Here is a 20,520-nt window from a genome sequence, read left to right as displayed (position 1 = left end):
AAATGTGTTTTGAGATGTTGTTGTTTCTAAAGTTCGCTATTCTTAACCTTAAAACACCGCAATTTGGAAATTTAGAATAATTCTAATAAAGCATTGAAGAGTGGCAAAAAAACCTTTCACATTGCAGATTATCCCAGGGTTTTAGTGGTGTTTTTCTTTGGCATGGACATAGCGTTTTGTGAAAATAATTTCGAAAATGTAAACGCTATTTATACTTTTATCAAATGGAAGATATTATAGCCATCCCCAATTTATCTGCAGAAGAACAACGTGTTTTAGGATCATTGATTGAAAAAAGCCGGACTACGCCCGATTATTATCCAATGACATTAAATAGCCTGACCGGTGCCTGCAACCAGAAAAGTTCGAGAAATCCGGTGGTAGAGTATGATGAGGAAACCGTTACCCTAACCCTGAACGCTCTAAAATTGAAAGGCTTAATATCAACTGCTACAGGAGGTTCGAGCCGTGTAATTAAATACAAGCATAATCTCGGCATTGTATTTCCATTAGTTCCATCAGAACTTGCAATTCTTTGTTTGCTGCTTTTACGCGGACCGCTTACACCCGGAGAAATTAATAGCAATTCTGCCAGATTGCACGAATTCGAAAGTATTGAGGATATTGTACTGCAGCTAAAAAAATTGGCTGAAGAAGAACCTGCATTCGTAAAGTTGTTACCTAAAAAAGCTGGACAAAAAGAAGCCAGGTACATACATTTACTTGGTGAACAGGCAGATACAGCAGAAAATGAATCGCTAACTACGCAAACAATTTTCCAACCCAATGAAGCGTTGGAAAATCGTGTGGCAAAGTTGGAGCAAGAACTTGAAGAATTAAAAGAACTTGTTAATTTGTTAATGGATAAATAATTAATCCTGGTATTTTTTGAAAATTGTACTGGCAACGTGACCGCCAAACCCGAAAGTATTGTTTAATACGTAGTTGATTTCTTTTTTTATCGGCTCTGCCAAAACAATATTCAATCCTTGCGGGATCTTCTCGTCGAGTTTTTTAGTATTAATTGTTGGTGGAATAATGCCATCTCTAATTGCAAGGATGCTGATTAGACTTTCTACCGCACCGGCGGCGCCCAATAAATGACCTGTCATAGATTTTGAAGCGCCAATTACTACCGGCAAACCTTCAAACACATTATTAATTGCAATTAATTCGCTCAAATCCCCTAATCCTGTTGAGGTGGCATGAGCATTTATGTAATCGATTTTGTCAGCTGAAATGTTGGCATCCTTGAGCGCTTTCTTCATTCCGAGGGTTGCGCCAATACCATCTGGCGGCGTCCCCGTCAAGTGATAAGCATCTGCAGCCATACCGCCGCCAACAATCTCAGCATAAATGTGAGCACCGCGGGCCACAGCGTATTCCAGTTCTTCCAAAATCAGAGCGCCGGCTCCCTCGCCCATCACAAAGCCATCGCGACTTTCATCAAACGGCCTTGATGCCGTCTCCGGACTATCATTTCGCTTGGATAAGGCCTGGGCAGCATTGAAACCACCAACCGATGCTTCCGTAATGGCTGCTTCTGAGCCACCTGCAACCATAATACTCGCTTTGCCCAATCGAATGGTATCGAACGCACTTATAATGGCGGTATTGGATGAGGCGCAGGCTGAAACTGTACAATAGTTTGGTCCACGTAATTTGTGGCGAATACTAATTGCACCTGCTGCAATATCTACAATCATCTTTGGAATAAAAAAAGGACTAAACCGTGGCGTGCCATCACCCTGATGAAATTCCGCCAATTGTTCCTCAAAGGTGGAAATACCACCGTTACCAGTCGCCCAGATAACGCCAACTTCGGCCAGTTGCTCATCACTCATTGTTGTAAAATCCAACCCAGCATCTGCAATAGCCTGGTCGGTGGATGCAATGGCGTACTGGGTAAAAGTATCGAATTTTCTAGCTTCCTTTTTATCCAAAAAATCCTCTGGATTAAAGTCTTTTACTTCTGCAGCAAAATTTGTTTTAAATTTGCTGGTATCAAATTTAGTAATCGGCCCGACACCACTTTGACCATTTAAAATATTAGTCCACAGCGTTTCTACAGTGTTTCCAAGGGGTGTTATCGCACCCAGGCCAGTTACAACTACTCGTTTCATTTTATTATATTTTATAGTTTTTTCTCAAGGGTATAGTCAGCACAGAGATTCAAATCGACATATTCAGGTTCAAAATCATGTAATCAAAAAGTCGTTCTTCTAACAGCTATTTCAATTCTCGGTGTCCGGTAGTTATGCCCTAATTGCCGCAAAGGTGCCAATTCCAAGTGTGAAATTTGCTATATCAACGACAAAAGTTTTTCAAATCATTTTCTTAATTGGCTATTTAACCGATTCAACCCATTCCTTCCTATCTGCATTTAGTAAGTTAAGCGCATCATCAGGTGATTTCCGGAACAGTTCATAAATTTTAGCCGTGTCGCCCACCCTGATTTCAAACTCATCCTTTGCGAGTGCGGCGATAAAATCATCGGCGACAACAGTCGGCTTAATGCCGTTGTGGCCACCAATTTCTTTCGAAAATTCTGTATCAACCAATGGTGGCATCAATTCAAAAACCTTAACCTTTGTTGCTTCTAGACTTAGCCTTAAGGATGTGGTGTAAGAATGTAGTGCTGCTTTACTTGCTGCATAGGTAGGGAGTGTAATGCCCGGAACGTATGCAACAACTGAAGAAACATTTACAATTGCAGCTTCCGGCTGTTGTTTTAGAATTGGCAATAATTTTTCGTTTATCCTGATGATTGACAGATAATTCGTTAGCATTTCGTCTTCAGCGTTTGCAAAACTGTCCTGGTTAGCATCTCCCAAATTATAATAGATTGCACGACCAGCATTATTGATAACCATGTTTAGCTGTTTAAATTCTGAAGAAATACGTTTGACCAAACTATCTACATCTCCTGCTTTGCTTACGTCAAATTGAATTCCGGTAACATTGTTCAAGCCCGCCAATGCAGTATCGAGGCGCTCCTGGTCTCTACCTGTAACAATTACCCGATTATTTAATGCAGTTAATTGTTTAACAATTTCTAATCCGATTCCGGCAGTTCCGCCGATAATTAATACTGTGTTTTGTGAAGTTTTCATAATTTCTAATTTTTATACCAATCGGTATATTTTAAGTTAAAATTTTTTAGCCGAGGCTGTTTATATATTTTTTTAAAGAATTCATTATCGAATGCCAATGATCAAAGTTATTGGTAAGCCGGGAAATCATGATGGCGCCCTCAATCATAGCGATGAGTGTTAAAGCAACCTGCTCAGGATCTGTGCCGGCTGTAATTTCGCCATTGTTAATACCATCAGTAACCAAACTACTTATACCTTTTTTCCATGATAACACTGCTCGAAGAACTTTTTCCCTGAGCGCCGGGTGTGTATCATCAGCATCAATAGCTGTGTTTAATACCGGGCAACCGCCCACTGTGATCCCATCAACCAGCACACTTTCGTATACAGCTATATAAGCAAGAAGTTTTGATTTTGTAGAACGGCTTTTGCTAACCGCCGCTTCAATTTTCTTTACATTACTATTTAAATTGTAATCAAAAGCGGCCAAAGCAACCTCGTCTTTGTTGGCGAAATTACCGTAAATACTGCCTTTAGTTAACCCAGTTGCAGCTGTGATATCATTTAATGATGTACCTGCGTAGCCTTTCATATTGAAAATCGGCGCTGTTTTCTCAACAATATAATTTTTGGTCTTTTCTGCTTTTGTCATAATCAATAAAATCGACAGGACAAATATATACCGAATGGTATATTAAGTGCAACTATTTTTATCATTTTAAAGTACTTTTATTAGCTGCAATAACCGCCAGATATTGGACGTTTCAGGAGCTGATCTTTTTAATGATAGGTAGTAAATTACGAAAAAATTGCCGGCCAAAATCAGGCGATTAAAAACGAATTCTCAGTCCGGCGGCAATTACATTTTCACTTACAAGTTTGAATTTTGTAACTTTGACCTATGAGCAAATCAGAATCGATAGCAGATTTTTATAAGAACAAGTTTGATTTTTTGCCTGATAACTTACAAAAAGACATTGGCCATTTTAACGTCTTTCGTTTAGAAGATTGTCTCGGCGATGATAAGCCACCAATGAGTTACAGCAGAAGGGATTTTTACAAAATCGCGTTAAACCGTGGTCACAACATATATCACTATGCAGACAAAAGCGTAGAAATTAACGGCACGGCGCTCATGTTTTTTAATCCTCTCGTTCCTTACACCTGGGAACTTGCCAGCGGTAAAATGCAGGATGTAAAGGGCTATTTCTGCATTTTCACGGAAGCTTTTTTCAACGAGAAAATCAGAGGAAATATTGGTGATTTGCCGATGTTTGCCGTTGGCGGTAAGCCAGCTTACGTTTTAAATGAGCAGCAAGACGAGTACGTTTCATCGATTTTTGAAAAGATGCTTAGTGAAATTAACAGTGATTACTTATATAAATATGATTTGCTGAGGAACTATACTACGGAGATTACACATTTTGCATTAAAGACTGAACCGTCGGAAGGCTTGTACAAACACCCTGATGCAAACTCCAGGATTACTGCCGTATTTACTGAACTTCTAGAGCGGCAGTTTCCTATAGAAAATCCCGCTCAAAGGTTTACCATGCGTTCGGCCAAAGATTATGCCGCACAACTTTCTGTACACGTAAACCACTTAAACAGAGCAATTAAAGAGACTACCGGAAAAACAACTACGCATTACATTACCGAACGTTTGCTTAGCGAGGCAATGGCTTTGCTTAAACATACAGACTGGAATATTTCAGAAATTGGGTATTGCCTTGGCTTCGAAGAACCCACTCATTTCAATAATTTTTTTAAGAAATTAACTAACCATACACCAACATCCTACCGGATTGTTTGAATTTCGTAATCATTAGTTTGATTCGCGTAGTTATAAGTTTATACTTCATCCATACTTTTGTATCAACAAAAAGGATAAAATTATGGGACTTAAAAAAGTTTGGTTTATAACTGGCGCGTCCAAAGGACTGGGTTTAAGTTTAGTAAATCAATTATTACAAGCAGGCCAGTCTGTTGCAGCCACTTCCAGAACAGGAAGTGAGTTAAGCCGGGCCGTAAATACGAACTCGGAAAAATTTCTTCCGCTGGAAGTTAATTTAGCAGACGAAATAAGTGTTGAGCAAGCTGTTAATGCAACAATCGCGAAATTCGGGAGAATTGATGTAGTGATTAACAACGCTGGCTACGGCGTTGGCGGGAGTATCGAAGAGCTTAGCGACGAGGAAACTCGTCAGGCTTTTGATGTAAATGTTTTTGGGACTTTAAACGTGATTAGAAAAGCGAGCCCACATTTAAGAAAGCAACGTTCAGGGCACATCATAAACATTGCATCAATAGCGGGAATAGCTGGCGCCACCGGATGGGCAGTTTATTCAGCAGCAAAAGCAGCAGTAATTGCACTTTCGGAAGTGTTAGCAGAGGATGTTAAAGAATTTGGAGTTAAGGTGACAGTTGTGACACCAGGCGCCTTCAGAACAAGCTTCCTTACTCAAGAATCTTTGGTACTGGCGCAGCACCCAATTGATGAGTATGCGGAAGTCCGTAATGTGCATGCGAGATACCTTAAAATGGATGGCGCACAGGCTGGCGACCCCGAAAAGGCCGCCGCTGCAATGATTTCTCTGGCAAGTATGCCAAACCCTCCGCTTCATTTACTGCTGGGAAATGATGCTTTGCTACGGGCAAATGCAAAGCTCGACGCATTGACAAAGGAAATTCAGGATTGGAAGGCAATAACGATTTCAACTGATTATTAGAAGATTATCAGTATAAACCTAATGCAATCCTCGCCGCAAATGCCCTTTTTGTGCGTGGCAAGATTGAAAATTCACAATTTAGAAACAAGAATCATGGAAAATAAAAAAGTTTGGTTCGTTACCGGGGCATCAAAAGGCCTGGGACTAACCTTGGTAAAAAAATTATTGAGTAAAGGTTATGATGTTGCTGCAACATCGAGAAACGTAGAAGACTTATCAAAAGCTGTCGGCTCGTTTAGCAACTTCCTCCCCTTATCTGTTGATTTGATGAGCGAGGAAAGCGTTGAAAAAGCTGTAGGACAAACGATTAGCAAATTTGGACAGTTAGATTTCGTTGTAAATAATGCCGGTTACGGCATGCTTGGCGCTTTAGAAGAACTAAGCGACCAGGAATCTCGCCAGAATTTTGATGTGAACGTTTTCGGCTCGCTAAATGTAATAAGAAAAGTGCTGCCACAAATGAGGAAACAGCAGTCTGGCCACATTTTTAATATCTCGTCTATTGGCGGTTTTTCTGGCAACTTTCCAGGTTTTGGAATCTATTGCGCTACCAAGTTTGCTGTTGCAGGCTTCACAGAATCGCTGGCTGCAGAAGTAAAACCGCTCGGAATTAAAGCTACAGTTGTGGAGCCTGGCTATTTTAGAACATCGTTTTTAAATCCAGACTCCTTGGCAGTTCCTAAAAACCCGATTGATGCATACAAGGAAGTTCGTGATTCGCAGGCTGCGCACCAAAACGACATCAACAACCAACAACCCGGCGACCCGGAGAAAGCCAGTGATGTGATTATTTCCGTTGCGGAAAGCAATAATGCGCCGCTACATCTTTTTCTTGGGCCGGATGCTTATGAGCTTGCAAACGCAAAAATTGCCGATGTGCAAAGAGACATGGAAAGCTGGAAAGCCCTTGCCACCGCGACAAATTTCAGTTAAGGCCCATTAAAAGTGTACATCGCTCATATTAAGTAGCGCGAAAGTAGCAAATGCCATAATTGAAACGGTACTAAACGAAATTACGACAGTTTTCTTAATGAAAAGGGATGAGCGATTATCCCTTTTTCCATTTTATGCTACAACCGACCGCCTTATTTGATGCAGCTGATGTTTTTTTGTTGCAGATAAATCGCTTATTGCATTCTGCACATCGTTAATCTGTTCCTGACTGTCGGCCTTTTGCACTTTTATAATTTGAAAGCGAAACCATTTTTGAGTCAATGTTTTTGAGGAAAATCACTAACAAAATCGCAAAGATTACAACTCTTAGTTTGTGCTTTAACTAATACTGCATTCAGGATAAACCAATTAAAAACAAGTGCTTAATGATGTCTATTTTAGGTTTAACAGCGCATTTTTAAGTTCGGTTTCTGTGAATTCCTTTTCGTAAAATCGCCTTACCTTCTTTTTTACAAACAAAGTAGCCGGTATAGCACCAGACCATTTGCCCTCTATTCGTTCTATGTATTTTTGCTGGTCTGGCTCGTTTAAAAGAAAAACTTCTGTTTTAATGCCATTTTTAGCAACAAACGGATTAACTTCTTTCTGCAGTTTAGATTTAAAATCGAGGCTAATCAGCAAAACTTTAACGGGTTGTTTAGCATGTGCCACCCGGATTTTTTCAAAATTTGGCAATTCTGCCACACATGGCGAACACCAGGTAGCCCAAAAATTTACGATGTAAGTTGTATCCTTTCCCTTTGCAAAACGATTATCTAACTCATCAAGCGTAAGTAGTTTAACCTGTGCGTTTGCAGAGTAAGTAATTATAAATAAGGAAATTATAAAAGAGATACGCATAATTTACCGAGTTTAGTTTGTTAGCTTAAAACCTGATTGGAGATATTGTGTTGGCAAAAGGAACAATAAACAAGCAGTTAAGCGCATTCCGCATAACAGCTTAGTTAATTAACAGAGCCGGATTTTACCAGCACTTTTTGATATGCGGGTAGATTTAAATCATCAACAATTACACCACGGGTTGTGCTCGCGTGAACAAAAAAACCATTATTAAGGTAAACCCCAACATGGTCTACATCGTTACCACCAAAAGAAAAGAACACTAAATCTCCTTCCTGCAAAGCGCCGTAGCTCTTCTTTCTTGCAAAATTAGCCTGGTCGCGGGAAATTCGTGGTAAGCTTACACCATAAATTTCCTTTTCCAACAAAAATGCAAAGCCGGAACAATCAACACCACTTTTATCCAAGCCTCCAAAACGATATTTTACGCCAGTCCATTCGGTAATAAATCTGTAAAGCTGCTGACTTTTGAGGTTTGCCATAGCATCGGCTGCCTTAGAAGCTTTTGAATCACTTTTTACGGCAAGTTTCTTAGAACCACAGGCTGTTAATACCAGTGAAAGAAGCAAAACCAGCCAGAAAGAATATTTCGTTTTTATCATCTCTTTAATTTTTAAATACCCGCTTAACGATGAACAAAATGAGGGCATTTCAGTTCTTTGCCAATTCCTTCCATACTGTTTATGAAAGGGTTAATTCTTTATCAGGCGTTGTATTTCATCCAGCTTCAGCAATGCTTCAACCGGTGTCAGCGCATTTACGTCAAGGTTGTTCAACGTGTCTCTAATTTTAACTAAAACCGGGTCATCAATCGCGAACATTTGCAACTGGTAGGCCTGATTCTGAACTTTTTTTATGCTGTCTTTAATACTTTGTCCCTCAGTCCTGTCAATTTCCAGCTTCTTTAAAATCTCGTTCGCCCTGCCGATTAATTTTGGTGGCATACCAGCCATTTTTGCTACGTGAATCCCGAAACTATGTTCACTTCCGCCAGGAATTAATTTCCTTAAAAAAATAACCTTGTTAGTCATTTCCTTCACAGAAACATTGAAATTTTTGATACGGGGCATGGTATTAGCCAACTCGTTCAACTCGTGATAGTGTGTTGCAAACAACGTTTTCGGCCGGGAAGTTGGGTGTTGGTGCAAAAATTCGGCAATGGCCCAGGCAATTGAAATCCCGTCATAAGTGCTCGTTCCGCGACCAATTTCATCTAATAAAATCAAACTATTGTCTGAAATATTGTTCAATATACTGGCCGTTTCATTCATCTCAACCATAAAGGTACTCTCGCCAGATGAAATATTATCTGAGGCGCCCACACGAGTAAAGATTTTATCAACTAAACCTACATCAGCAGCCTTGGCAGGAACAAAACAGCCCATTTGAGCCATCAAAACTATTAAAGCAGTTTGCCTCAAAATCGCCGACTTACCAGCCATGTTCGGCCCAGTTATCATAATTATTTGTTGCGAATCCGTATCCAGATATACATTATTGGTGATATATTCCTGACCCACAGGCAATTGCTTCTCAATAACCGGGTGGCGACCCCCCTTAATATCAAGAACTTTTTCTTTATTTAAGCTCGGCTTAACGTAATGATTTTTCTCTGCAAGCTGAGCAAAACACAACAAACAATCAAGTTGGGCAATCAAAAATGAATCCAGCTGAATTGGCTTGATATAACTTGCCGTTTCGTACATCAATTCATTATACAAGCGGATTTCTATGGCCTGAATTTTTTCTTCAGCGCCTAATATCTGCTCTTCATATTCTTTAAGTTCGGGTGTGATATAGCGTTCGGCGTTAACCAAAGTTTGCTTCCGAATCCACCCATCAGGAACCTTGTCTTTGTGCGTATGCGTAACCTCCAGGTAGTAGCCAAACACATTATTAAAAGAGATTTTCAAAGATGGAATCCCCGTCGTCTCTGCTTCACGTTTTTGAATTTGAACCAGGTAATCTTTACCACCAAAAGCAATTTTCCGCAATCGATCTAAATCTTCGTCGATACCGTCATTAATTACGTTGCCTTTAGTTAACAAAGCCGGTGGCTCAGCTTGCAGTTCGCGTTCAATTCTTTCGCGAATGGCCAAACAAGGGTTAAGCTGATCTGCAATTTTAACAAGAAAAGGATTTTTTGAACTTGCAGCAAGGTTTTTAACAGCCTCAATATGTACTAATGCTCTTTTTAAAGCAACCAATTCTCTGGGTCCTACGCGTTGTAAACCTACTTTTGAAATCAACCGCTCTATATCGCCAATTTGTTTAATGTGGGTCAAAAACTGTTGCCGGATTTCTTCGTTTTTTACAAAAAAATCGACCATCCCCAGGCGTTCCTCAATAGGTTTGAGTTCCTTAAGTGGCATAATAATCCACTTTTGGAGTAACCTGGCGCCCATGGGTGTGCAAGTGTGGTCGAGAATATCAAAAAGCGTTACCGCATTATCATTTGCAGAACTCACCAACTCTAAATTGCGAATCGTAAAGCGATCCAACCACATGTATCGGTCTTCTTCGATTCTGCTAATTGAGGTAATGTGCTGTAAATTTCGGTGTTCGGTTTCACCCAGATAATGCAAAGCCACGCCTGCGGCAACAATCGCACTTTGCAGGCGCTCAATTCCAAAACCTTTCAACGAGGCAACATCAAAATGTTTGGTTAACGTTTCCTCTGCATAATCCGAAGTATATGGCCATTCGTCTAAACCAAAAGTATAAAACCTATCGCCAAACTGTTCTAAAAATGTCTGTCGCTTGGCTTTCTGAAACAGCACCTCCGATGGTTTGAAACCTTGCAAAAGCTTATCAATATAATCGCTGTTGCCCTGGGCAATCATAAACTCGCCTGTAGAAATGTCTAAAAATGAAACGCCAATTTGCGTTTTATCGAAAAAAACTGAGGCTAAGTAGTTGTTTGATTTTTGATTAATAATGTTGTCGCCATACGCAACACCCGGCGTAACAAGTTCAGTAACGCCACGTTTAACAATAGTTTTAGTTGTTTTCGGGTCTTCTAGCTGGTCGCAAATGGCTACACGCTGCCCTGCCCTAACCAATTTCGATAAATAATTATCTAAAGAATGATGCGGAAAACCTGCAAGTTCAAGCGCACCACCGTTTGGGCCGGTGCCGCGTCTGGTTAGCACAATGCCTAATATCTGTGCTGTTTTTATGGCATCCTCACCAAAGGTTTCGTAAAAGTCTCCAACCCTGAAAAGTAAAAGCGCACCCGGATACTTCGCTTTAATTGCGTTGTATTGCTGCATTAACGGCGTTTCTTTGTTCGTATCTTTAGCCAAAACTGAAATTAATTTGCAAAAGCTATAAAGATAGCACGATTACGCATTCTACAGCTGTTTTGTTGAAAAGTTGAAAAAATGTTTTTCAGTAAATCAGTTAGTTGTTATGCTTAGTAAATGAACAGTTCTCTACTTTTCGGATACTGCAGTCCTGCTATTCACTTTACTTCGTTTCACTTCGTGCTCGTTCCTATCAGGTTTATGAACAAAGTATGCTCGTATGCAGAGGGTTACTAAATTTAATGCTAAAACAAAAACGTTTCTGCATCTCAACTGTTAATCTAATATAATTTAACCTAATATCTTTTATTATGACGATTCAACTTAATACCGACAAAAATCTAACAATACACCAGGAATACGAAGACAAAATTCAAAGTCAGATTAATGATGCTTTAAGCAGGTTTGATGATTTAATCAGCCGTTTAGAAGTGCACCTGTCTGATGAGAATGGCAGCAAAGATGGCTTGGAAGATAAGCGTTGTTTATTAGAGGCCCGTATTTCGGGTAAAGAACCGGTAGCAGTTACCAACTTTGGTAATAATTACGACCTAGCGATTGCCGGTGCACTAACAAAATTAAAAAGTAAGCTGGAAACGATAGCAGGAAAACTGAAATCACACTAAAACAGAAAAAAGGCAATTTGAAAAAATTGCCTTTTTTATTTTAAACCGTTGTTGGTTCAAGCTGATCGATATAAGCTAAAAACATCTTTAATGCCTTAGTCCTCTCTTCGGTAACTTCGAATTGAAGCTTGTTATACAAATAATCCTCTAAATCAAAGTTTTCAGTTGGTTTCAAGGCTTTTAATACATCTTGTCTGTGTGCTAAACCAAGTTTCATTGCCGCGTTAAACTCAGCCTTAAATTCGGGAGAAATGTCTTTGTTCGCCACCCATGCAGCATACATAAAAGGCAGTCCGGTAAAATTTTTCCATTCCTCACCCATATCATATGCGTATGCATAATCGTCCTTTTTACCGAAAGTTCTATCACCAATTAATACAATGGCATCCGTTTTTGCTAATGGATCGGTAGTAAAATCGACTTCCTTTTTCCAATAAAATTTTAGGAGCACTTTGGCAAGGTTGTTCGACGTCCGGGAATGAGAGTCCAATTTCAGGCTTCTGATTTCTTCAACAGGCACATCACTAAAAATGAATACAGAATTCACTGCTCCATCACTTCCTATACAGTAATCGGCAACAATGTTTGCATTTGGCACCATTGCAATTGCAGCTACAGGCATTAAGCCCATATCCACTTCACCACTAATCACTTTCGCAGCACAATCTGATGGAATATCTAAACTTAAATCTATTTTATTGCGGATATCCGAATGTTCGAGTCCGTATATAAATGCTTTGGTGTTGGTGTAAGCAACAGCCGATATTTTAATTTTATCCAATGTATTAAACTGTTATTTTCAATTAAGGCCATCAATTTATGGCACTAATGTTTATCCCGTAACTAAGCCGTCGAGGTGAACAGCACTATTAAATTCGACAACCGAAAATTTACCATCCTCAAAGCCCATTTTATATAAAACGGTATTTTGATGTGGAAACTCAGTCATTTCATTTAACGGCTTTCCAAGCAAAAGACAAAGAAAAACCCGCATTGCTCTGCCATGCATGCAAAGTAAAACTGTTTCTTCCTGCGGTCTGCCTGCCAAAACTTCCATGGGTTGTTTTAGGCGCTCATAAACATCCTTAACGCTTTCGCCCCCTTCAAAATGAGCTGTGTAGTCGCCATCCTGCCACGCCTGTAACATATCACGAAAAGCATCTCTTGAATCTTCAGTATTTGGTTTACCTTCCCAAACACCCCAGGCCAATTCATCCAAACCCGAAAGCTTTTCCCAGGGAATCCCTGAATCAATGAATTTCTGAACGGTTTGCCACGTCCTCTTCAAATCGGAAGTGTAAATTTTATCGAAGGAAACGTCTTTATATTTTTGATAAAAAGCTTCAGCCTGAGCTCTACCCGTATCATTTAAGTCAGAATTTATGCCTCTACCCTGTACTATTCCCTGTCTGTTCAGTTCTGTTTCGCCGTGGCGGATAATATAGATAAGCTTCATTTAATGATTGAATTTGGAATTTAAGAAGGATTAAATTTTGGATAGCTACGAACGTAACTGTCACAAAACCCACCATTCACAATTTAATTTACAACGGGCAACTTATAATAGGCAGGCTTCTTTTCTTCTTCAAAAACAACATGCTCAAAATCCGTAACTACATTGTAAAGTGTATCACGTTCTATCGCTTTACGGCCAACTTGCTTAATTAGGTTAACCAATTCGCGGGTGCTCATCGCTGGTGTCTGCTCTTCGGCGCCAGCCATAGAATAAATTTTCGTGGTATCATCTAATGTGCCGTCAATGTCGTCGACACCATAGTTTAGCGATAATTGCGCAGTTTCCCTACTAATCATCGCCCAGTAAGCTTTGATGTGGTCGAAATTATCCATATAGATACGGGCGATGGCATAATTTCTTAAGTCTTCAATTACAGACGATTCTGGTACATTGCTCATCTGATTATGTTGATTCCGGAATTTCAACGGTATAAAGGTCTGAAAACCACCGGTTTTATCCTGAAGCGTCCTTAGTTTTTCCATATGATCTACGCGATGCCAGAACTGCTCAATATGACCATAAAGCATTGTGGCGTTACTTCTCATACCCAAATTATGCCACTCTTCGTGTATCGCGAGCCATTGTTCACCCGTACACTTATCTTTAGCAATCTGTTCACGAATTTCGGGATGAAAAATTTCTGCACCACCGCCTGGCATAGATTGTAAACCTGCATCTTTCATCAATTTCATACCAGTAGCATAATCAATTTTAGCCTTTTTGAAAATATAATGGTATTCTACAGGCGTTAAGGCTTTTACATGTAAACCAGGGCGATGTTCTCTAATGGCAGTAAATAAAGCTGAGTAAAAAGCAACATCGTATTGGGGCAAAACGCCACCAACAATGTGCACTTCGGTTACAGGCTCATCATCATATTTTTTAACAATATCGAGCATTTGCTCCATTGTTAAAGCCCAACCCTCTTCCTTCTGTTTAATTAAACGCGAATACGAGCAGAATTTACAATCGTAAACACAAAGGTTTGTAGGTTCGAGGTGGAAATTACGATTGAAATAAGTTTTATCGCCATGCTTTTCCTCTCTGATGAAATTAGCTAAAACGCCCAGATAACCAAGCTCAGCGTGTTCGTAGAGGTAAACACCCTCGTCAAAACTAATTCTGTTTCTATTTAGGACTTTGTGCGCAATATTTAATAGTTCAGTTGATAATGATGTATCAGCTAATATTTTTTCAACCTGCTCAGTTGTATTCATTCCTGATTTATTTTCCACAAAAATACGACATTGAGGCGATTCGAAAATCATTTTCTTGTAACAAACAGCCATGATGCCGGAGATTCGGTAACCTTAAACTCTAAATTTCATCTGGTGCATAGTCCAGTTGACTTCAAATTTGCCGGATATCCAGACTTGTAAGGGATATGATTAGATGAAGCGGAATCTTTAGGCATAAAAAAAGCACCTCTGTACAGAAGTGCTTTAATATTAGTTGTTTTGTTAATTTCTAATTTACCGCCGGAGAAAAAGTTAACACGATGTTAGCCGTTTTACCGCCGAATTCAATTGGTGATTTCAGCACCATGTTGCCTTTAGATAGTTGAGAAAGCACCAAACGATAGCCTTCAGTTACATTCTTGGCTTTATCACCTTCAAAAATTTTCTTGAATTGAAAAGTCTCTTCAGCTGGTGTGGCAGACCAGTAAATGGTTTGCATTACAGCGCCACAAGCACTTGATGCAGGCAAAGTGTAAGAGCCATTTCCGCTATTTGTTAATTTCCAGGTACTGCCCTGAAAGCATTTGTAAGATTTTTCGCCAAATAAACCTTGAACAGCCTGATCTGGCAATCCTTCTAAAGTGATATTGTTCAAAACCCAGGTGCCTGTAACGGTACCCCTGCCACCACTAATGCCGCTTGCAGCATTTTTTGTAGACGAACAACTTTGTAACATTACCAAAGTAGAACACGCTATTGCGATAGCTATAAATAATCTTTTCATTTTTGTTTAATTTAATTTTCGGGAAACTGGTTACATAAATCTTGCCAAAACAATTACGAACCTTAAATTAGCGGCAAATTATTAAATTGCATTCCCTTTAACACGACTAAAATTTTACCGATAATGAAACCCGAAACCCTTGCTATCCACGCGTCTAATATTGTAAAAAGTACAACTGGTGATGTTACCTCGCCAATAAATTTATCTACAACTTTTTTCCGCGATGAAAATGGAGGTTATCCCGGCGGGCATATGTATAGTAGGGTGAGTAACCCAAATCGGTCTGCTTTAGAAAACACCGTAGCTAAACTTGAGTATGGAGCAGCTGCTGCCGCCTTCGCTTCTGGTAATAATTGTGGAATGAGTTTGTTTCAGGCGCTAAAACCGGGAAGCCATATTATAGCACCCGACGATATGTACTGGGGCATTAAAAAGCAATTGCTAACCATTTTTAACGAAACGCTAGAATTTGATTTTGTCGACCAAACCAATCTTGCGTTAATCGAAGCAAGCATAAAACCCAACACAGCCTTAATTTGGATTGAAACGCCCTCTAACCCGTTATTAAAAGTTACAGATATTGAGGCAATTTCCAGCATTGCAAAATCCAGAAACATCACTTTGGCGTGCGACAGTACATTTGCTTCGCCAGTTTTACAGAATCCAATTTTGCTTGGTGCAGACATTGTAATGCATAGCAGCACAAAATATTTGGGCGGCCATAGCGATATTTTAGGTGGGATTTTAATCACTGCCAAACAGGATGCACTTTGGGAAAAAATCAGAAACGTTCAGCAAACGGGCGGTGCCGTGCCTTCGCCTTTCGATTGTTTTTTACTTTGCAGAAGCATAAAAACCCTCGCCTATCGTATGAAAGGCCATTGCGAAAATGGAAAACAAGTTGCGCAGTATTTAGCTAAGCATCCAAAAGTTGAAGCGGTGTTTTACCCCGGACTGGAAACCCACCCGCAACATGAAATCGCAAAAAAACAAATGAAAGATTTTGGTGGAATGATGTCTTTTTTGGTTAAAGGCGATGTAGAAGCTACTAGTAAAGTAGTGAATGGTGTGCAACTATTTGCGCAGGCCACAAGTTTGGGTGGTGTAGAAAGTTTAATCGAGCACCGTTTTTCAGTTGAGGGTCCGGATAGCAAAACACCAAAAAATCTTTTACGGATTTCAGTTGGGTTGGAACATCCAGATGATATAATCGCTGATTTGGAGCAGGCACTCGGATAGAATTTGCGTATGCGGATGAGCGCTAGTTAAGCTTGGGCATCCATAAATGCGTAATCGTGAATTGCAAGAGCGCACTTAGCGCACATACAGACAAGAATCTTTGTGTTTAAACCCGATTGTAGCGACAGCCCCCGATTTTTTTTCGGGGCTATAGCAAAAAGCGGGACTGCAATTGCCTAAGAATTACAATCCCGCTCATTTCCAAAACCTATTTTGGATTACAAACCGTTACTAACTTTGCTGAATAATTCGCATTTAATGGCTCGTTTGTTTGTGCCAATCGCTGTGAACCTGTATTCGCCGGGCATGCAATATCGCCTGCTGCATCATAAATCACCTTGTTTCCATTGGCTAACAATTCTTTGGGCACGTAAACCTGTACCTTTGTAACAGAATACCCTGCAGGAAAATAGCGGACATAATAGCCATCAGGATGCTTTGTCCATATGCCGCTCGGTACATCGGCCCTTGGCGGCGCCATGCCGGCAATTATAGCGTATTTTTCCATATCGGCATAGGTGTAGTTACCGGAAGAAACCAATTGGCGAATGTTATTTTCAGCCTCGAAAACGGCCTTGATGCCTGATGGAAGCTGGTCTTTTGCTTTCTCCATCACATCAAACGGTAAAACACCCAAGGCCCCACCTTCTAATTGTGTTAACTGCTTTGGTGTTAAAAGTTTTAGTGCTGTAAGTTTCACGGTTCCGGCATAATCGGCAAATTTTGTTCGGGCTATAATTGTCCACAACAAAATCTGAATGTCATGTTGCTCAACATCCGGATGCTTTTCAGCACTCTTCAAAATTGACACAACAATTTCTTCTTTCGGGCCCAGCACTGGTGCAAACATGTATCCATCGCCTTTTGAAGGCGCATAAGTTCCTGCTTTTAAACAGTAACTTTTATTTGTCATTTCATAAAAGCCTTCGCAAAGTACAAAACCACCCTCAGGATTTTTTGGCAACAGATACAATGGTTGAAATTTAGCGTTCGTGTTAAAGTCTGGCATTTTTTCACCGTCGCGATTTACATCCTCGAATGAGGTTGTGATGGCTGCTGGTTGCTTTAAAAATTTATCGACACCAAGTGCTTTTGCGCCCTGGGCAGTGCCAACTTTTAATAATTTGTCTTTTAAACCGCCGAACTGTGCCTGAGCGGTTAACCCTGAAAACGTAACAAGCAGAGCTAATGAGATAGATTTGATTTTTTCCATAATGATTAGATAGGTGATACAAACATAAAATTTTTAAGGTTAACTTTATGTTAGTTCATTTTATGTTTGTTGGTTAAAATTAATAGAGCTGATTTACAAGTGGTTCATAAAAATTCAAAATTTAATTTTGTTGTTTAAAATATAATTCAGACATTTGAAATATTATTTGGTGTAAGGCAAATAAAAGTCAATTCTTAAATCGGATTGATTTATAAAGAAGTGGCGAGAGACTGGCTCAATGACCCACTGGCAACCCTCAGAGAGAGAAGGTGCCAATTCCTGACCGGCTAACATGGTGTTATACGGAGATATAAATTATAAAGATGAAAACATTTAATCTTCAATCGCAAGGCGAACAAAATCAGAACCTTGAACACGTAGAATATTCTTCTATTTTATTGATTTGCAATGATATGCAAGCGATTACTTGTATGCGCTGTTGCATGCAGTAAGTCAAAAATCTTCCCTTTTTGTTTATTTTTTTCAAACTGGAAGGTCCCGGGAAATCGGGATACGCCCAAGCTAGAATATAGGTTTCTGTAATTAAAAGTTTAACGGAAGCCTGTTAAATTAACTATTTTATCATTTAACATTCAATTAATAAGAAAATGTCAACTACATATAAATTTGAAACTTTACAACTACACGCTGGCCAGGAAATAGACCCAACTACAGGTTCAAGAGCAGTTCCAATCTACCAAACAACATCATACGGCTTTAAAAATGCAGAGCACGGCGCTAATCTATTTGCATTAAAGGAGTTTGGGAACATTTACACCCGGTTAATGAACCCAACAACCGATGTTTTTGAAAAAAGGATTGCGGCATTAGAAGGCGGAATTGCGGCTCTGGCGGTAGCATCTGGGCAGGCAGCCCAATTTATTGCCTTACATAACATATTAGAGGCTGGCGACAGTATCGTATCATCATCGCATATTTATGGTGGAACTTATAACCAGTTTAAAGTTGCCTTTAAACGTTTAGGCATACAGGTGGATTTTGCGAACCCGGATGTTCCTGATGAATTTGAACAAAGAATTACAGGAAAAACTAAAGCAATTTACCTGGAAACGATTGGCAATCCGGCATTTAGTGTTCCCGATTTTGAAAAGATTGCTGCAATTGCCAAGAAATATGATATCCCTTTAATTGTAGACAATACTTTTGGCGCTGGCGGATATTTATTTAAACCCCTTGAGCATGGCGCAAACATTGTGGTAGAATCTGCCACGAAATGGATTGGCGGACATGGAACAAGTATTGGAGGCGTTATTGTTGATGGTGGTAACTACAATTGGGGCAATGGTAAGTTTCCTCAATTTACAGAACCTGCTGAAGGTTACCATGGTTTGGTTTTTAATGATGTTTTTGGAATTGGCGGCCCGTTTGGAAACATTCAGTTTATAATAAGGGCTCGGGTTGAAGGCTTGCGGGATTTAGGGCCGGCGCTTTCACCGTTCAATTCATTTCTTTTATTGCAAGGTTTAGAAACTTTATCACTTCGCGTACAGCGCCATGTAGATAATGCTTTGGAATTGGCCATCTGGCTGGAAAATCATCCTTTGGTTAAAGAGGTTCATTATCCGGGCCTGGCAAGCAGCAAATACAATAGCCTGGCTAAAAAATATTTAAGCAATGGTTTCGGCGGAGTCTTGTCATTCGAATTAAATGGCACCAAAGAAAATGCCACACAGGTTATTGATAATTTAAAACTGGTTTCGCACCTGGCTAACGTGGGTGATGCGAAAACGCTGATCATTCAGCCATCGGCCACTACGCACCAACAGCTAAGTGATACCGAACAATTAGCCGCGGGCGTAAAGCCAAACGCTTTAAGGGTTTCTGTTGGTATAGAGCATATTGATGATATTAAGGCAGATTTCGAACAAGCGTTTGCATCCATTGGCGCTCAAAAAACTGTCGAAAGTTTGCAATCCTAAAATCAATTATTACGAGAATACATATTATAATGAGCACATCAGCTACTTACAGTTATCCCAAACAATTTAAGCTAGAAAACGGAAAAAAAATCCGGAATCTAAAAATTGCCTATCAAACTTTTGGAAAATTAAATGCCGCTAAAGATAATGTGATTTGGGTGTGCCATGCATTAACTGCAAATGCGGATGTTTTTGAATGGTGGGAGGGTTTGTTCGGCCAAAATGCTTTGTTTAACCCGAATGAGCACTTCATCGTTTGTGCAAACGTTCTAGGTTCTCACTATGGCACTACAAATCCATTGAGCACAAATCCGGTTACTGGTTCACCTTACTATTTATCATTCCCACAATTTACCATCCGCGATTTCGTTTCTGCGCATCAGGTGCTGGCTAGTTACCTGGGTATTGAGAACATCAGATTGCTCATTGGCGGTTCATTGGGCGGTCAGCAGGCGGTGGAATGGGGCATTATCGAACCTGCCAGGATTGAAAACCTAATTCTGGTGGCAACCAATGCAGTGCATTCACCGTGGGGAATTGCCTTTAATGAAAGTCAGCGTTTGGCAATTACAACCGATAGAACTTTCTATGCCAATAAAAAAGATGGCGGTAGCAAAGGATTAAAAACTGCAAGAAGTATAGCTCTTTTAAGCTACCGGACCTATCACGCGTATAGCAACACGCAAGTTGAAAGTGATAACGACAAAACGGACAATTTCAGGTCTTCGTCTTACCAAAATTATCAGGGTGAAAAACTGATAAACCGCTTTAATGCTTATAGTTACTATTATTTAACTAAAGCAATGGATAGCCATAATGTTGGCCGAAACAGAAAATCTATTGCGGAGGCACTAAAACTGATTAAAGCAAATACGCTGGTTATCGGCATTGAGAATGATTTACTCTTCCCGATTTCAGAACAGAAATACCTGGCAGATAATATTACAGACGCAGAATTTGCCACCATTCATTCGGAATACGGACATGATGGTTTTTTAATTGAAACAAATGCTTTAACCAACATTATCGGGACGTTTATCAAAGAAAGCAGACATAAAAAAATTATTAAGCTACAACATACTGCCTGATGAGGTTGAGGTT

General features: G+C 39.8%; 19 protein-coding genes and 1 riboswitch. Of the genes, 8 read left to right on the top strand and 11 right to left on the bottom strand.

The window, feature by feature from the left end; genetic code table 11:
* The first annotated feature begins 224 nt into the window (after nt 1-224).
* On the top strand, nt 225-872 hold the full coding sequence (locus tag ASG14_RS16795; protein ID WP_056872230.1) for a YceH family protein: 648 nt from the start codon (nt 225-227) through the stop codon (nt 870-872).
* Here the strand turns inward: ASG14_RS16795 and fabF are convergent, their stop codons facing one another.
* The 3 genes from fabF to ASG14_RS16780 all read right to left on the bottom strand — a co-directional run bounded on the left by fabF (nt 873) and on the right by ASG14_RS16780 (nt 3,747).
* Entirely contained in the window at nt 873-2,123 is a 1,251-nt protein-coding gene (gene fabF, locus ASG14_RS16790; RefSeq protein WP_056872229.1) for a beta-ketoacyl-ACP synthase II, read from the bottom strand.
* 222 nt (nt 2,124-2,345) lie between these two features.
* Nucleotides 2,346-3,113 carry an SDR family oxidoreductase gene (locus ASG14_RS16785; RefSeq protein ID WP_056872228.1) on the bottom strand — a complete coding sequence of 256 codons (768 nt, stop codon included), beginning with the start codon at nt 3,111-3,113 and terminating at the stop codon, nt 2,346-2,348.
* A gap of 46 nt (nt 3,114-3,159) precedes the next feature.
* Complete coding sequence (locus ASG14_RS16780) at nt 3,160-3,747, bottom strand: TetR/AcrR family transcriptional regulator (protein ID WP_056872227.1); 588 nt, start codon at nt 3,745-3,747, stop codon at nt 3,160-3,162.
* 249 nt (nt 3,748-3,996) lie between these two features.
* Between ASG14_RS16780 and ASG14_RS16775 the strand changes: the two genes are divergently transcribed.
* From ASG14_RS16775 to ASG14_RS16765, 3 genes are all read left to right on the top strand, one after another.
* The gene (locus ASG14_RS16775) at nt 3,997-4,908 is read left to right on the top strand and encodes an AraC family transcriptional regulator (protein ID WP_056872226.1); all 912 of its coding nucleotides are present in this window, start codon (nt 3,997-3,999) and stop codon (nt 4,906-4,908) included.
* 82 nt (nt 4,909-4,990) lie between these two features.
* Entirely contained in the window at nt 4,991-5,824 is an 834-nt protein-coding gene (locus ASG14_RS16770; RefSeq protein ID WP_056872225.1) for an SDR family NAD(P)-dependent oxidoreductase, read from the top strand.
* Nucleotides 5,825-5,917: 93 nt separating this feature from the next.
* Entirely contained in the window at nt 5,918-6,757 is an 840-nt protein-coding gene (locus tag ASG14_RS16765) for an SDR family NAD(P)-dependent oxidoreductase (RefSeq protein WP_056872279.1), read from the top strand.
* A gap of 393 nt (nt 6,758-7,150) precedes the next feature.
* On the opposite strand, the gene ASG14_RS16760 is transcribed toward ASG14_RS16765, so the two are convergent.
* The 3 genes from ASG14_RS16760 to mutS all read right to left on the bottom strand — a co-directional run bounded on the left by ASG14_RS16760 (nt 7,151) and on the right by mutS (nt 10,923).
* Nucleotides 7,151-7,618 (bottom strand): TlpA disulfide reductase family protein, encoded by a 468-nt coding sequence (locus tag ASG14_RS16760; protein ID WP_056872224.1) that lies wholly within the window; start codon nt 7,616-7,618, stop codon nt 7,151-7,153.
* Nucleotides 7,619-7,722: 104 nt separating this feature from the next.
* Nucleotides 7,723-8,220 carry a C40 family peptidase gene (locus ASG14_RS16755; RefSeq protein WP_056872223.1) on the bottom strand — a complete coding sequence of 166 codons (498 nt, stop codon included), beginning with the start codon at nt 8,218-8,220 and terminating at the stop codon, nt 7,723-7,725.
* A gap of 90 nt (nt 8,221-8,310) precedes the next feature.
* Nucleotides 8,311-10,923 carry a DNA mismatch repair protein MutS gene (gene mutS, locus ASG14_RS16750; protein ID WP_056872222.1) on the bottom strand — a complete coding sequence of 871 codons (2,613 nt, stop codon included), beginning with the start codon at nt 10,921-10,923 and terminating at the stop codon, nt 8,311-8,313.
* 311 nt (nt 10,924-11,234) lie between these two features.
* Here mutS and ASG14_RS16745 point away from each other — a divergent pair, with 311 nt between their 5' ends.
* Nucleotides 11,235-11,549, top strand: a complete 315-nt coding sequence (locus tag ASG14_RS16745; RefSeq protein ID WP_056872221.1) for an HPF/RaiA family ribosome-associated protein — start codon at nt 11,235-11,237, stop codon at nt 11,547-11,549.
* Nucleotides 11,550-11,589: 40 nt separating this feature from the next.
* Here the strand turns inward: ASG14_RS16745 and ASG14_RS16740 are convergent, their stop codons facing one another.
* The 4 genes from ASG14_RS16740 to ASG14_RS16725 form a co-directional block, all read right to left on the bottom strand.
* Nucleotides 11,590-12,330 (bottom strand): menaquinone biosynthetic enzyme MqnA/MqnD family protein, encoded by a 741-nt coding sequence (locus ASG14_RS16740; RefSeq protein ID WP_056872220.1) that lies wholly within the window; start codon nt 12,328-12,330, stop codon nt 11,590-11,592.
* A 51-nt stretch (nt 12,331-12,381) separates the two neighbouring features.
* The gene (locus tag ASG14_RS16735) at nt 12,382-13,005 is read right to left on the bottom strand and encodes a histidine phosphatase family protein (RefSeq protein WP_056872219.1); all 624 of its coding nucleotides are present in this window, start codon (nt 13,003-13,005) and stop codon (nt 12,382-12,384) included.
* 83 nt (nt 13,006-13,088) lie between these two features.
* Nucleotides 13,089-14,282, bottom strand: a complete 1,194-nt coding sequence (gene mqnE / locus ASG14_RS16730; protein WP_056872278.1) for an aminofutalosine synthase MqnE — start codon at nt 14,280-14,282, stop codon at nt 13,089-13,091.
* A gap of 250 nt (nt 14,283-14,532) precedes the next feature.
* Nucleotides 14,533-15,027: a lipocalin family protein gene (locus ASG14_RS16725; protein WP_056872218.1), complete on the bottom strand. Its 495-nt coding sequence runs from the start codon at nt 15,025-15,027 to the stop codon at nt 14,533-14,535.
* Between the two features lie 123 nt (nt 15,028-15,150).
* Here ASG14_RS16725 and ASG14_RS16720 point away from each other — a divergent pair, with 123 nt between their 5' ends.
* Nucleotides 15,151-16,266, top strand: coding sequence for a PLP-dependent aspartate aminotransferase family protein (locus ASG14_RS16720; protein ID WP_056872217.1), 1,116 nt, complete (start codon nt 15,151-15,153; stop codon nt 16,264-16,266).
* 208 nt (nt 16,267-16,474) lie between these two features.
* Here ASG14_RS16720 and ASG14_RS16715 read toward each other — a convergent pair whose 3' ends face one another.
* A complete protein-coding gene (locus tag ASG14_RS16715) occupies nt 16,475-17,479 on the bottom strand; it encodes a hypothetical protein (RefSeq protein ID WP_056872216.1) in 1,005 nt (334 codons plus the stop codon).
* A 206-nt stretch (nt 17,480-17,685) separates the two neighbouring features.
* Nucleotides 17,686-17,796: riboswitch (SAM riboswitch) on the top strand.
* 291 nt (nt 17,797-18,087) lie between these two features.
* Between ASG14_RS16715 and ASG14_RS16710 the strand changes: the two genes are divergently transcribed.
* Both ASG14_RS16710 and metX read left to right on the top strand, forming a co-directional pair.
* On the top strand, nt 18,088-19,419 hold the full coding sequence (locus tag ASG14_RS16710) for an O-acetylhomoserine aminocarboxypropyltransferase/cysteine synthase family protein (protein WP_056872215.1): 1,332 nt from the start codon (nt 18,088-18,090) through the stop codon (nt 19,417-19,419).
* A 29-nt stretch (nt 19,420-19,448) separates the two neighbouring features.
* On the top strand, nt 19,449-20,507 hold the full coding sequence (metX, locus tag ASG14_RS16705) for a homoserine O-acetyltransferase (RefSeq protein WP_056872214.1): 1,059 nt from the start codon (nt 19,449-19,451) through the stop codon (nt 20,505-20,507).
* Nucleotides 20,508-20,520: the final 13 nt, after the last annotated feature.

Origin of the sequence: Pedobacter sp. Leaf194, assembly GCF_001423945.1 — a bacterium.
GTDB lineage: Bacteria > Bacteroidota > Bacteroidia > Sphingobacteriales > Sphingobacteriaceae > Pedobacter.
The sequence above is the reverse complement of the archived record's forward strand: the minus strand, read 5'-3'. Positions and strand labels throughout refer to the sequence as shown.